Annotated in this window: 6 protein-coding genes and 1 pseudogene; 2 read left to right on the top strand and 5 right to left on the bottom strand. The window is 64.2% G+C overall.

Going from position 1 to position 14,360, the window contains the following annotated elements:
• Window positions 1–265 precede the first annotated feature (265 nt).
• A complete protein-coding gene (locus DSM100688_RS07405; RefSeq protein WP_100495498.1) occupies window positions 266–1,267 on the top strand; it encodes a LacI family DNA-binding transcriptional regulator in 1,002 nt (333 codons plus the stop codon).
• 51 nt (window positions 1,268–1,318) lie between these two features.
• On the opposite strand, the gene nagA is transcribed toward DSM100688_RS07405, so the two are convergent.
• From nagA to lacZ, 3 genes are all read right to left on the bottom strand, one after another.
• Window positions 1,319–2,623, bottom strand: a complete 1,305-nt coding sequence (nagA, locus tag DSM100688_RS07410) for an N-acetylglucosamine-6-phosphate deacetylase (RefSeq protein WP_100495499.1) — start codon at window positions 2,621–2,623, stop codon at window positions 1,319–1,321.
• A gap of 73 nt (window positions 2,624–2,696) precedes the next feature.
• Complete coding sequence (gene nagB, locus DSM100688_RS07415; protein ID WP_100495500.1) at window positions 2,697–3,509, bottom strand: glucosamine-6-phosphate deaminase; 813 nt, start codon at window positions 3,507–3,509, stop codon at window positions 2,697–2,699.
• 85 nt (window positions 3,510–3,594) lie between these two features.
• Window positions 3,595–6,756 carry a beta-galactosidase, LacZ type gene (lacZ, locus tag DSM100688_RS07420; RefSeq protein ID WP_100495501.1) on the bottom strand — a complete coding sequence of 1,054 codons (3,162 nt, stop codon included), beginning with the start codon at window positions 6,754–6,756 and terminating at the stop codon, window positions 3,595–3,597.
• A 362-nt stretch (window positions 6,757–7,118) separates the two neighbouring features.
• Between lacZ and DSM100688_RS07425 the strand changes: the two genes are divergently transcribed.
• Window positions 7,119–8,600, top strand: a complete 1,482-nt coding sequence (locus DSM100688_RS07425) for a glycoside-pentoside-hexuronide (GPH):cation symporter (protein ID WP_107043664.1) — start codon at window positions 7,119–7,121, stop codon at window positions 8,598–8,600.
• 172 nt (window positions 8,601–8,772) lie between these two features.
• On the opposite strand, the gene DSM100688_RS07430 is transcribed toward DSM100688_RS07425, so the two are convergent.
• Window positions 8,773–13,068, bottom strand: a complete 4,296-nt coding sequence (locus DSM100688_RS07430) for an LPXTG cell wall anchor domain-containing protein (RefSeq protein ID WP_152358471.1) — start codon at window positions 13,066–13,068, stop codon at window positions 8,773–8,775.
• Window positions 13,069–13,342: 274 nt separating this feature from the next.
• Window positions 13,343–14,290 (bottom strand): annotated as a pseudogene (locus DSM100688_RS07435) (Abi family protein); the annotation flags it as partial.
• Window positions 14,291–14,360: the final 70 nt, after the last annotated feature.

The raw sequence follows: 14,360 nt of genomic DNA on the forward strand, positions 1-14,360 counted from the left end.
TATTTGAGGGAAATGTCAGATAATCGTTATGTCTCATCCAAACGTGTATCGGTCGGTCTATTGGAAATAAAATCAGCTTCCAATTTTTAAAAGGTGACGGGAATGTTGCTGTACATGCCCGTCACCCCTATGCATTGCCCCTGTTGCCGGGACATGTGCAGTCTACCAGTTGAGGGTAAACTTCCAAGCCGCCAATACCGCTAACCCCGCTTCCCCGGGTTATGCTGTAGTAAAACCCTTTACTAAAGTTTGCGGGGAGGATGTCATGGCCACGCTCAAGGAGGTTGCGGAACGGGCCGGGGTGTCACAGAGCACGGTGTCGCGCTTGCTGAACGACCCGTCGTTCTCCATCAAGGAGGAGACGCGACGGCGCGTGCTGCGAGTGTGCGAGGAGCTGGGATACCGCAACGTGTTCCGTCCCGCGATCGCGGTGCTGGATGCGCCTCCGTCCGGGGAGGAGCTACAGGATGCGTACTTCGCCGATCTGCGGAAGGTTCTTGCGGAGTGTGCGGAGTCGATGGAATTGGACCAGCCCACGTTCATCCGGTCCATACACGAGCTGACGGAACGCGCGGCGGAGTTCGATGGGTTCATCACCGTGGGTGCCACGGTGTTTCCCGAAGCGGACCTGCGCGCCCTGCATGCAGTGCTCCCGCATGGCGTGTGCATCGACACGAATCCGGCGCCGCACCTGTTTGACTCCGTACGGCCCGATCTGTCGCAGACGATGCTGGATGCCTTGGACGCGATGATCGCGGCGGGCCGCAGACGCATCGCGTTTCTCGGTGGCGTGGGCAGCATCATGGGCACGCATGACTATCCCGAGGATATCCGCGAACTGTCGTTCCGCCAGTGGGCTGCGCACTTGGGATTGGAAACGGACGGATTGGTGTATTCGTCCGGCACGTTCACCGTGGAGAACGGTTATCGTCTCGCGGAGCAACTGGTGGCCGATCATCGTGAGGCCGGCAGCATGCCCGATGGTCTGATCGTGGCCGCCGACGTGCTCGCGGTGGGGGCGTTGCAGGCGTTGAACGCACTGCGCGTGGCGGTTCCCGACGAGTTGGCCGTGGTGAGTGTGAACAACCAGTCAATCGCCCGGTACACGTCGCCGTCGCTGAGTTCGTATGCGATCGATCAAAGGGAGTTGGCCCGTATGGCGTTCTCCACCTTGATTGATGGGTTGAAGCATGAGCGGCGGGTGCGTCGTCACATCCTGCTGACGACCGAGCTGGTGCCGCGCGCAAGCTTCGTTCCTCAGGCGTAAGACGTCGTCTCGAAGACGGGCGGCACCGGCGTCGATTTTGCTGGAAGGAATTTACTTCACCTGGCGGCCGGCGCACCAGACGTGTTGGGCGGTCCAGTCGGTGGGGTCGAGGAGGTTGAGGTCGGCGGCGTATCCGGGGGCGATGAGGCCGAGCGGGGCTCCGGTGACGGGGTTGGCCCGGTCGAATCCGAAGGCGCGTGCCGGGGTAAGGGTGGCGGCCTCGACGGCGGCGACGGGACTGAAGCCGAGTTCGTTGACCGCGCGCTGGACCGCGACCTCTAGGGTGAGCGTGGAGCCGGCGATGGCGCCGTTGGACACGAGGCGGGCGTGGCCGTCGATGACGTTCACGTCGAGTTCGCCGAGCTTGTACGCGCCGTCGGGGCAGTCGGTGGCGGCCATCGCGTCGGTGACGAACGCGATGCGGTGGGGCGCCAGGCCGAAGCCGAGCTTGACCATCGGGTTCTGGACGTGGAAGCCGTCGTTGATGAGCTCGATGGTGACGCGCGGGTCCTCGACGGCGGCCGGGATGGGGCCGGGTTCGCGATGGTGCAGGCCGTTCATCGCGTTGAACATGTGGGTCATGATGCCGGCGCCCGCGTCGAAGCCGGCCTGGGCGGTCTCGTAGTCGGCGTCGCAGTGGCCGACCGCTGGCACCACGCCGGCGGAAGCGAACTGGCGGATGGCGCCGATGCCGTGCTCCAGTTCGGGGGCGATGGTGATCTGGCGGATGCAGCCGAGCTTGCCAGTGGCGGGGTCGGCGCCCGAGGCGTCGAGCATCTCGTCCACGAGTTCGGGCACCGGGTCCTTGAGGCAGTTCGGGTCGTGCGCACCCTTGCGCTTCAGGGCGAGGAACGGGCCTTCGAGGTGGCAGCCGAGGATGTCGGGGCGGGTGGCCATCTTCTCGCGCACGGTGCGGATGTTGCGGCAGATCACGTCCATCGGGTTGGTGATGAGCGAAAGCACCTGGCGGGTGGTGCCGTGCACCGCGTGGCCGGCGCGGGCCACGTCGATGCCGTCGGGGCCGTCGTCGAAGCTCTTCTCCCAGGCGCCGTGGGCGTGGATGTCCACGTAGCCGGGGGTGAGGATGCGGTCGGCCGCGTCGATCACCTCGCCGGAGCGGGAGGCCGGGTCGATGCCGACCGTGCGGCAGGCGTGCTCGAACGCCTCCTCGCCGGTGCCGTCCGCGGCCGCAGCGCCCGTGGCCACGATCACGCCACGCGCGTCCGAAACCACCCAGTAGCCCGACTGCTCGCCGCGGGCGTCCACCTTGCGCGCCCCGCGGATCGCGACCGGGCGAGCCTCGCCTTCCAACGCCGCCGTCACGTGCGCGACGATCTCGTTTCTGTCCTGTGCCATGATTTCCTTCCTGTATGCGTTCGGGCTCCCTCTTTGCGGAGAAAGAAGGAGCCCGAGTTCGGTTCGGTTACTGTCAGATGCCCTGCCAGGCGGGCTTGTGGGCGAAGGCGTAGCGGTAGTAGTCCTTGTGACGCAGGCGGCTGGCGGCCTCCTCGTCGATGATGATCGTGGCGTGCGGGTGCAGCTGCAGCGCGGAGGCCGGGCAGAACGCACTCACGCCGCCCTCGACGGTCTCCTCGATGGCCTCGGCCTTGCCCGCGCCGAACGCGAGCAGCACGAGGTGGCGGGCCTTGAGGACCGTGCCGATGCCCTGCGTGATGCAGTGGGTCGGCACCTGGTTGATGTCGTTGTCGAAGAAGCGCGCGTTGTCGATGCGGGTCTGCTCGGCGAGCGTCTTGACGCGCGTGCCGGATGCGAGCGAGGAGCCGGGCTCGTTGAAGCCGATGTGGCCGTCGGTGCCGATGCCGAGGATCTGCACGTCGATGCCGCCCGCGGCCTCGATGGCCGCGTCGTAGGCCGGGCCGGCGGCGGCGATCTTGTCGCCGTCTTCGAGCGGCGCGCCGTTCAGCACGTCGCCGGGCACGTGGACCTTGGCCGGGTCGAGGCCGAGCGGTTCGACGACCGTGCGGTGGATGGTGGAGTGGTAGGACTCCGGGTGGGTCAGCGGCAGGCCCAGGTACTCGTCGAGCGCGAAGCCGCGCACCTGGGAGACGTCGATGGATTCGTCCTTCACGATCTTGGCGAGGGCGCGGTAGGCGGCCAGCGGGCTGGAACCGGTGGCCAGGCCCAGCACCGCGTCCGGCTTGGCCTTGATGAGGTCCGCGACGCAGCGGCCGTAGATCTCGCCGGCCTCCTCCTCGTTCTTGACGATGATCACTTCAGCCATGATTGATTGCCTCTTTTCTGTGGGTGTGTTTTGGGGAATATGCACGGGCGGCGGCATGGTGGTGCATGCCGCCGCCCGTTGCCGGTCAGATGAGTTCGAGGTTCACGTCGAGGGTGAGCGGCCTGCCTGCGGGCAGCTGGTAGGCCGTGTGGACGGGGGCTCCCCAGGAGTCGTCTCCGCCGACGCCCATCTGCGCCGCGAGCAGACGCAGGTAGTTGTGGCGCGGGGCGGGCAGGTCCTCATGGCGGCGCGCGGCTTCGATCATGTAGGTGTTCCATGGCAGCAGGCTGGCCGTGAAGTGACGGTCGCCGCGCTGGCTGACGCGCAATCCGTGGCCTTGGATGTCGGTGGCTTCGAGCCAGCGGACGTCCTCGTGGCTTCCGGTTTCCTGCACCATGAGATACGGCGCCATGCTCGCCTCTGAGGTGGTGTCCCAGATGCCGAGCTTGCCGCCCTGCTTGCGGTCGCGGTAGGTTTCCTCGGGGCCGGGCCCGTAGTAGCGCAGCTGCGTGTATTCGCCGGGCAGTTCCCATTCGACACCGAACGCGGGCAGGCTGGCGGCGTTGGTGACACCGCCGGGGTATTCGACGGTCAGTCGCATGCGCATGTCGGACGTGATGCGGTAGGCGACCGTCACGGGCGTGTGGCCCGGGTCGGCGAGCTCGTACCGGTATTCGGCCGTGAGTCCTCCGTCGTCGGATTGCGTGATGCTCGTATCGGTCACGATGGCGTAGCGACCGGCCGCGAACCATGCTGCACGGTCGAATCCGGAACGGTTACCGCGGTCGTTGTCGGTCAGAGGGCGGAAGGTGACGAGTTCAGGGCGTCGCATGACCATTTCCCGTCCGTCCCGCGTCCAGGAGACGATGCCTCCCTGGGTGCGAGACAGGAGGATTTCCTCGTCGTCGCGGCGGATGCCCGCGTTCCACCGGCCGAGCGTGACCGTCGCGCGGCCGTCGTCGTCGTAATCGGTCTCGGTGATGTCCCGTTCGGGGTTGAGGGTGTCGGTAAGCTGGCCGAACGCGAGCTCGTAGCCGGCCGGCGCCCATGCGGTGGCTTCGGTGAGCAGGAGATCGACCTCGTAGGTGACCTCGCGCGTATTCCCGTCCGTGTCGATGTCCGGGAAGGCGATGTCATGGCGTTGGGTGTCTCCGGCGGCCACGTCGAACCGGTAGTCGGCGTGCCAGATCTCGCGCCCGTCTTCGAGGAGCCGTGCGGCGAACACGTAGCCGTCGGTGCCGATGAACAGGTTGCGGTTCTCGATGGTCACGCCGTGCCCGTCGGGGGTGAGCTTGATCGGCGAATACAGCTGCTTGACTTCCTGCGCCTTGGGGCTGGGCGTGCGGTCGGCGAACACGATGCCGTTGCCCACGAATTCGTAGTCGGTCGGCCGGTCGCCCCATTCTCCGCCGACGCTGAGTCGTTCGCTCCCGTCGGGCAGGCGCTGGACGAGCCCCTGGTCGATGTAGTCCCAGATGAACCCGCCGGAGTAGCGCTCGTACTGTTCGAGGTCGATGAACTCGCTCAGGCCGCCGCACGAGTTGCCCATGGCGTGCATGTACTCGCAGCTGACGAACGGCTTGTTCGCCGCGCCGCGCTCGTCGCCGTGTTCGAGCCAGTCGCGGATCTCGTCCGGCTTGGCGTACATACGGCTTTCGAAATCGCTGATCTCATCGTAGGCGTGGTTCCAGTTGACGCCTTCGTAGTGGACGGGACGGCCCGGGTCGAGCCGATGCGCGTGCATGCTCATGGCCTTGAGGACTTCGCCCGCGTAGGATTCGTTGCCCAGCGACCAGACGAGTACGCTGGGATGGTTGCGGTCGCGCATGATCATGCTGTCCAGCCGGTCGATGCATGCACCCAGCCAGGCCTCGTCGTCACCGGGGACGGAGGTGCCCACGGGGATGTCGCCGGGGCTGTTCCAGCTGCCGTGGGTCTCCAGGTTGGTCTCGTCGATCAGATAGATGCCGTATTCGTCGCACAGCTCGTACCAGCGTGACTGGTTCGGGTAGTGCGAGGTGCGCACCGCGTTGATGTTGTGGCGCTTCATGAAGCGGATGTCCCACAGCATGTCCTCTTCGGTGACGGCACGGCCGCGCCGGCAGTCGAACTCGTGGCGGTCCACGCCGCGGAACACGAGGCGCTTGCCGTTGAGCTTGAGGACGCCGTCCTCGATGGCCACATGCCGGAAGCCGATGCGGGTGCGCGCGGTCTCCAGAACCTTGCCGTCCGCGTCGAGCAGGGTGACGGACAGTTCGTACAGGTCCGGGCGTTCGGCGCTCCAGGGTGCGGCGTCGTCGATCTCGGCTTCGGCGTGCAGCGTTCCGGCCGCTTCCGTGGCGGTGCGCCAGACGATGGTGCCGTTCTTGTCTCGCAACGCGAGGTCGGCCGTCGCGGCGTTCGTGGCGCCGTCGATCAGCACGTCCAGCGAGAGCGATCCGATTGACGTGGCAGGCTCCCAATCGGCTTCGGCGTGGATGTCGGAGACGTGGGCGGCGGGTCTCGCGTTGAGCTCGACGGAGCGGAACAGGCCGTGCAGCCGCCAGAAGTCCTGGTCCTCCAGCCAGCTCGCGCTCGAATACTCGTAGCAGGCGACCGCCAGCACGTTGCCGTCCTTCCTGACGACGTCCGTCACGTCGAACTCGCTGGGCGTGAAGGAGTCCTCGGCGTAGCCGACGAACGCGCCGTTGAGCCACACGTAGATGGCGGTGGCCGCGCCCTGGAAGGTGAGCGTCACCGTGCGGCCCTCGCGGATGGCCTGGGCGACCGCGCCCTCCGCGGCGAACTTGCGTCGGTAGACCGCCACATGGCCATGCTCGGGGATGGCCGGGGCCTTCGGGTCCTCGTGGCCGTCCCACGGGTACTGCACGTTCACATACTGCGGGTCGAGAAGCCCCGCGGTCTCCAGATGCGAGGGCACCCGCACGCGGGGGAACGACGAGTCGTCGAAGCCCGGCGCGGCGAACAGCGGCGACACGTCGCTGATCCAATCCGGCCCGTCGCTCGTCCCGTCGGGGAAGCTGTTCGCCGGCGCCGTCTCGACGCGGACCCGCCATTCGCCGTCAAGGCTCTGCGTGAGATCCGTGCCCTCGCCGCCGGAGGGGGCGTGCGACCAGCACGCATGGTCGGAATGGGCGTCGAGCCGGTGGACCGCGTACACGCGCGGGTCGGCGAGCCATGCCGTCGTCGGCATGGACGGGGAGACGATCGGATCGCCGTTCTTCCGCTGATCGTCGGTTGTGTTCATGATGTCCTCGCTTTCGCATCGGATTGCGTCGCGTCGTTGCCGCCGCAGTGCGGGAGCCTTCGAATGTGACTCCTTGCACAACGATGATAAAGATATTTACTAATTTACGCAACTTCTTGCGCTTGTCCCGACTGCGACCGCAAGAACGGCGGAAAGCCGTTACTTATCAACGATAATCCGGTCTCCGACCACTGCTGGCGCCCGCGCGGCGTGTTGGATTGGCGAACATGAATCGTTGGCATTGCTTGCGACACGCGGTAAAGTTTTTTACTTTTTCAAGAAAGTCCTATACTCGCGTCTTGCGGGATCGGAGCTGTTCCCGCGCACGGATTCTTTACAGGTCGCAAGGAGGCCACCACACCATGAGCGGATCCACCACACAGCGCACGGCGACGCCCGGACAGCCGCAGGCCGTGCCCACCAGGAACATGGGGCAGAAGATCGCATACGCGTTCGGCAATCTGGGCCAGGCCGCGTTCTACAACACGATGAGCACGTTCTTCATCACGTTCGTGACCACCGCGCTGTTCATCGACGTGGACAAGACGCTGGCCGCGCGCCTCATCGCGGTGATCACCGGACTCGTGGTGGTCATCCGCATCGCGGAGATCTTCCTCGACCCGCTGCTCGGCAACCTCGTGGACAACACGAACACCCGCTGGGGCCGGTTCCGTCCCTGGCAGTTCATCGGAGGCCTCGTGCCCGGCATCCTGCTGATCATGGTGTTCACCGGCCTGTTCGGGCTCGTGGACGTGAACACCGGCGTGTTCATGGTCCTGTTCGTCATCGTGTTCATCCTGCTGGACGTGATCTACTCGCTGCGCGACATCTCCTACTGGGGCATGATCCCCGCGATCTCCTCCGACTCGCACGAGCGCAGCACGTACACCGCTCTCGGCGCGTTCACCGGATCCATCGGATACAACGGCGTCACCGTCATCGTCGTGCCCGTCGTCAGCTGGTTCACCTGGAAGTTCACCGGCCAATGGGAGCAGGGCCGCACCGGCTGGGCCGCGTTCGCCATCATCATCGCCGTGCTCGGTTTGCTCACCGCGTGGAGCGTCGCGTTCGGCACCCGCGAGAACCAGGGCGAACTGCGCGCCAAGGCCGAGGCCAACGGCAACCCCATCGAGGCGTTCAAGGCCATCGCCCGGAACGACCAGCTCCTGTGGGTCGCCCTGAGCTACCTGCTGTACTCCGTGGCCAACGTCGCCACCACCGGCGTGCTCTTCTACCAGTTCAAATACGTGCTCGGCGCCCCGGACAGCTTCTCCATCGCCGGCGTCATCCCGGTCATCACCGGACTGGTCACCACGCCCCTCTACCCGGTGCTCAACCGGCGCATCCCGCGCCGCTGGCTGTACACCGCCGGCATGGCGTTCATGATCGCCGGCTACACGCTGTTCATCATCGCACCCATGAACCTGCCCGTCGTCATCGTCGCGCTCGTCCTCTTCTACCTGCCCGCGCAGACCATCCAGATGACCGCCATCCTGAGCATGACCGACTCCATCGAATACGGCCAGCTCAAGACCGGCAAGCGCAACGAGGCCGTCACCCTCTCCGTGCGCCCGATGCTCGACAAGATCGCCGGCGCCCTGTCCAACGGCATCGTGGGCTTCGTGGCCGTCGCCGCCGGCATGGTCGGCAACGCCACCGCCGCCGACATGACCGCCGCGAACATCCGCACGTTCAAGACCTGCGCCTACTACCTGCCGCTCGCCGGCATCGTCGCCAGCCTCGTCGTCTTCCTCCTGACCGTCAAGATCGACGAGAACATGCACGACCACATCGTCGAACAGCTCGAAGAACGACTCGCCTCCGAGAACACCGACGAACAGTAAGCAGCCAAAAGTAGCAAGGGAACGGCCCGACGCGAACGGTTTGAACCGTTGGCGTCGGGCCGTTGCCATGCCCGCCGGGGAGAGAAGAAGGAAGAGAACCGGCGGGGTTCCGGCCGGATTGCCGTCCGACCGGAAGAATCATCGCGGCGGAGAACGGTCCCCGCCGCTTCGGTCAGACCACGGATTGCCCGCCGGGAACCGAATCCACGGTTTCGACGTCATCCGCGTCGGCATCCTCGGCATCGACGGGTTGCATCGTGCCGGAGTGGCGGCCGGCGGCGTTGTTCCCGCGCCTGAACCTGCGGGCGGCGACCAGTCCCACGCCGACGGCGAGCAGGGTGATCGCCGCCGCGATCACGCCCTGGACGGCGGCGCCGGTATGGGCGAGCCCGGTCCGGTAGCCGTTCCAGTCGTCGGTGTTGCTGACCACTTCGGTGTCGGGGCAGACGAGCCTGCCGTCGATCGTGACCGCATCATCAGGCGCGGACGTCTCGTCCTTGCCGTCGAACGGATCCGGGTCGGAGACGACGCATTCGACCAACGGCGTGCCGGTGACCGTGGCGCGGTCGGTGTGATGGCCGGTCACGCCCTTGAGGACGCCCTTGACCTCGACGCTCTCGCCGGGCTTGAGGATGCGGCTGTCCCAATCGGCGGGGTATTCGAGATCGGTCACCCGGCCGTCGCCGGCGACCAGTTGGTCCTTGAGGTTCAGGTCCTTGGTGCGGTACCATGCGCCCTGCTTGGTGTCGGGGTCGGTGGTGCTGGTGTTGGTGATGGTGAACACGATGCGCGTGTCGCCCTGCATGGCCAGCGCGTCCTTGACCTGGTCGCGGTCGCCGGCCGGCCAGCCGGAGGCCTCGTCCCATTTCTCGATCTTCAGGCTCGGTGTCATGTCGGGCGTGTGCGTCTCGACCTGGTTGGAAGGCCGTTTGGTGCCGTTGAGGGTTTCGTCGAACCGGTTGGCGATGTGTTCTCCGGTCTTGACGCGCTTGCACTGGATGAACGCGGTCCATGCCTGCTCGCTTTCGTCGTCGCCGCTGACGAGGTCGAGCATGCGCTGGGTCGCGGTAACGGTGACCACGCCCTTGTCGTCCTGCGCGAGGGTGAACAGTTCGCCGCCGTATGCGCCGGCGTCGAAGCCGCTGCCGGCGATCTTCACGCCTTTATGGGCGATCACCTTGCCCTGTTCGGTCAGATCGCGCATGGCGTACACGGCCCATTGGCCGGTGTACTGGTCATGCTCGGTGTCGAGCGGGTCGGTGATGCTCCAGTCGGTGACCTTCTGGTAGGCGCGGTGAGCGGGCAGCACGGAACTGTCGAGACGGTAGAGGAACAGGCTGTTGAGGTACACGCTCCGCTTGTCGATGGATTCGCCGTCCACCTTCACGACCACGTCCTTGGACGGGTTGACGGGTTTGAGGGGGTTGGCGACCTCGTTGGTGTCCTTGCGGGTGTCGTTGACGACCTGCGTGGCCTTGTTCCTCACGATATGTCCGTCGGTGACCTTGATGACGGTCATCGGCAGGCTCACCTCGTAGCTCGTGCCCAGCATCGACTGGTCGATGGCCGGCTCCTTCAACGGGTCGTGGTCCTTCTTTTCGGCGTATTCCTTGAGGTTCTTGGGCTGGGGATCGCCCTTGATGGTCTCGCCGGTGGCCGGCCCCTTCGTGTCCGCGGTCTTGGCGTACACGTAGGCGACGCCGTCGATCGCCGCGATGTTGAACTTCGCGGTCACGTCCTTGCCGGTCGCGGTGTCGGTGACCTCGATGCGCTTGGCGTCGAGGGAGAGGTATTCGTCGTCCCAGTCGTCGGTCATGCCGAGCCTCCAGACCTTGTAGGCCTGGTTGGTCTGCTTGGCGTCGATGGTCACGCGGTAGTAGATCCGGTCGCCCAGCAGCGCGGTCTTGCCGTCGATGCTGATGGACGGGTCGGCCTGGGTGTCCTTCTTCACCGGCGTGAAGTCGGGCGGCTCGTTCCATACCTTGTTGCTCGGAGTGATCATGTTATTCAGCGTCAATGCCCACTGGTTGCCGATTTTGGTGTCCGTGGGCGCATCCTTGGCGACCGTGCCCTCGAAGCGGACGATGATGCGCGGGTTCGCTCCGTTGCGCCAGTTGGTCTTCACGTACCCGTCGGAGAACACGAGACGCACCGCGTGCTGCTTGTCGTTCCATTGGGTCTCGTACTCGGTTTTCGGAATGAACTTGCCGGTGGACAGATCGGTGACCTCCAGGGTCTGTTTGTCCACTTCAAGATGCTCGTCATAGGTGTCGGTGACCGCCACCTCACTGACCGAATACACGAGATTGCCGGGCAGATGGGGCTGGGTCTCCAGACGGTATTCCACGCGCTGGCCCGGGTAGACGACCTTGCCGTCCACGGACGCCTGGTCGCCTCCCTGAGAGGATTCGCCAACCACGTCCTTGACGACGGGCGGCACGTAGCCGCAGATCTTCGGCTCGTTCGTGGGGATGGTGTGCGTGTTGACGGTCTGGGAGCCCTTGTTCGTCAGTGACTTGCCATCCGGCGCGGTGCAGAACGACAGTTCGTCACTTGCCTTCTTGCCGAAGTCGTCGCGCACCTGGCCCGCGCCCTTGCCATCGGCGTACGCCGCCTTGCCGGGGATGAGCAGCGTGACCTGCTTCGCGGTCTTCAGCCCCTTCAATCCCTCGCGGTAGGCTTGGCCGGCGGTGGCGGTCACCATGGTGCCTTCCATCGTGATCGTCCACTGGTCGGTGACGTCCCTGCCGTGATTGGCGATGTCCGTGACGCTGGACTCGCGGTCGGTGCCGGCATCGGCCTCGTACACCTTGATCTTCGACTTGTCATCGGCATCGAACAGGTAGTCGGCGGCCGACCAGTCGTCCGTGAGCGTCAGGGTTTCCGGAACCTGGATGAGGTTCTTGGCGATGGTGCCGTTGACCACCGACGCGACCCGGTCGCCGTCCAGAAGCGTCATATTGTCGGCGCCGGTCTGGTTGGTCTCCTTCGGGTCGATGACAGCCTCCCACTGGCCCTTCGTGTTCAGACGAATCCAGCTTTTGTCGGGATTCGGCCGCCATGTATCGAACTGTTTGGTTCCGGCATCGGCTTCGGGCTCCTGGTTCCACTTGCCCCACGCATGGTCCTTGACCTGCTGGAAGTCGGAAGGCTTCGACACGGTCACGTCGAAGCTGAACTCGTACACATGATCCATGGGCATCTCGCCCTTGTCCGCCGAGCGAACGGCCGACACCGTGTTCGATGCCTTGTCCCAATTGATCTCGAACTCGCCGGAAACGTCTCGGTTGCTGTCGGTCCTGTCGATGAGCCTGTAGTTGCTTACGGAGTATTCGACGCCGCCGGGTTCGATCACGTCGCGGAAACGCATCTCGTAGCCGCCGCGGCCGGTGCCGTACGTGATCGTGGTGCGGTTCGTCATCCGGTCGGCACTCACGCCGTCCTCAATCTTCTTGACCGGGAGCTCGGGCGGCACCGAGCTCACCTTCCAGGATTCGGCCGGATCTCGATCCGCGGTGTCCACGGCAGCCTGCATACGCCCCTGCTTGGGCACCTGGATGTCGATCCAGTACGAGCCCTCGGCCCAGTATTTCATGCCGAAATCCTTCGGTGAGGCGAGATTGTCGAGTTGGGTGTCTCCACTGCTGGAGAAACTGATCGGCTTGCTCACGCTTTTCGCAGGCAGGTACGGGCCGTTCTCGTAATGGATGATTGCTGTTCCGTTCAGCGTCTCCTTGATCGCGGAGCCGCCACTGTCGGCGTGGATGACGTCTCCGATCGGATCAGTGGAGCCGACCCGCATGTCCGTCTTCTGCTTATGGCTTGTGGTCACGTTCAGCTTGTAATCGACCGGCGGCTGGTTCTGCGCCAGTACGATCACACGGAACGACGCGTTCGGGTTGGAATTGATCGACTCCTGCGCCAGCGAGTCAACGCTGCGCGTGCCAAGCTTGTCCTTCCAAGTCGTCGAGGTCGAATACTTCTGACCCTGATACGTGTAGTCTCCCTTCGCCTCGGCCTTCCACTGAGCCTCCCAACGGCTCTTCGCGTTCGAGCTCACGTAGCTGCCATTGAACGAACCATCCGCCAGACGCACGTAGCCCACCGCCACCAGACGGCAGTCCGCGTTCCCGTCACCCGTATAGGAACGCCGGCACTCATCGATCGCGTCGCTCAAAGTCTTGTTCATGTTCACGAACTGGTTCTGCCCGTTCGCCAGATCGGACGACAGACGCACCTTCGCGTCGCTCAGCGCCATCTTCATACCATCCAACGTGGCCGGCCATGAATCCTTGTAGATCCAATGCGCATCGGCCGTCTGCGTCGGGCCCCCACCCGAACCGCCGCCATCCTCTCCGGAACCACCGCCGCCGTTATCGGCCAACGCGACCGGAACCAGGCATGCCAGCAGCGCAGCGGCGGCCGTGATCGACGCCACCACGCTGACGCTTTTCCTCCCGAACCTCATACGGAATCCTTTCCCTCATGCGACAGAAGCGCTTTTCTCCGGGAAAGAGAGGAAACGGGGACTCCAGAACCCGCCTCCTCCCGGGTCCCTGGAAGAAAAGCACGCCCATGGACCCGACGGCCGGCCGCCGGACCCCGAACGCACCATCAGCATCACCCCGTGCTGGGTGGCCCTGCGGCGGACATCCGTATAAGGACGTAATGCAAAGCTCTCAAAACGTAGCGTGCTCGCCTCTTTGAAAAAGAGACGAGCACATCTGAGATACCGAACGGCATCACGCCGAAGGAGACGGATTCCGGCCGGAACGAGCCTGACGGCTGGCGCGTCTTCTTCCGTGACGCACGGGGTTCCTGTCCGGCTGTGCCAATATGTGCTTCTGCTCTTCCGTAAGCACGTCATCGTCACGTTTCCGGTTGAACTCCACGATGCTGGAAAGGAGGAGCCGGATGGCATCCAGCTGCCCAATCAGATGGTCGCAACCGCTCTCCGGGTTCCGATACCAGTCTTCATGCCGTTGCATTCGCGTGAGGAAGCTGTTGATCTGCTCTACGACATGGGATCGCATCCCCTTGCTTTTGACGAGGTTTGCGTGGGCGAGCAGTACGCATGCGAAGTCATGGATCAGAGGATCTGTTTCAGCGAGCCGAAGGGTCATGTCCGTGGTTTCGGTTTCATCAGTCAGCAGCAGCCTCAGCAGATAATTGAGATCCCTAGTTGGCCTGACCTGTTCCGATGGCGGTATGAGCAGGCAGTTGTGGTGCGATGCCGCGTTACGGAGCAGACGTACGCCGTACAGCAGCGAATAGGTGGGGTCTTGGAATCGACGGTGTTGAAGGAATGACTGATAGCAGCGGATGAGGCTGTTGAGTGTGCAGGTCTCCCAGAACAGCCAGACGGGTTTGCTGTCCAGATACTTGCGGATCATACCCGTGGTATATATGGATTTTTGGTAGTCGCCGTCGGGGTCATATGCCTTTCCGTTGCGCGCATAAAAAGCCCGCTGATCCTGCTCGTAATCACGTATCACTTGATAGCCATCTTCATTTACGCGAGAGATGAGATTGTTGAAGCGTACCCGGAGCGCATGTTCAATGTCTCCTGTCATGCGCAGGATCAGAACCCTCAGCTCGAAGTCGATGGTGGACAGGTCCTGCAGGTAGGCAAAATCCAAATTGGAGTATACGCCGTCGGAGTCATGTCGGAAGTTGTTGTCGAATGCCTTGAGCTTGAAGAATCATTTGGTCGCCGGTTCGAGTCCGGCCGGGGTCACTAGTAAAACCCTTGGAATCATG

The organism is Bifidobacterium ramosum, from assembly GCF_009299505.1.
Classification (GTDB): domain Bacteria; phylum Actinomycetota; class Actinomycetes; order Actinomycetales; family Bifidobacteriaceae; genus Bifidobacterium; species Bifidobacterium ramosum.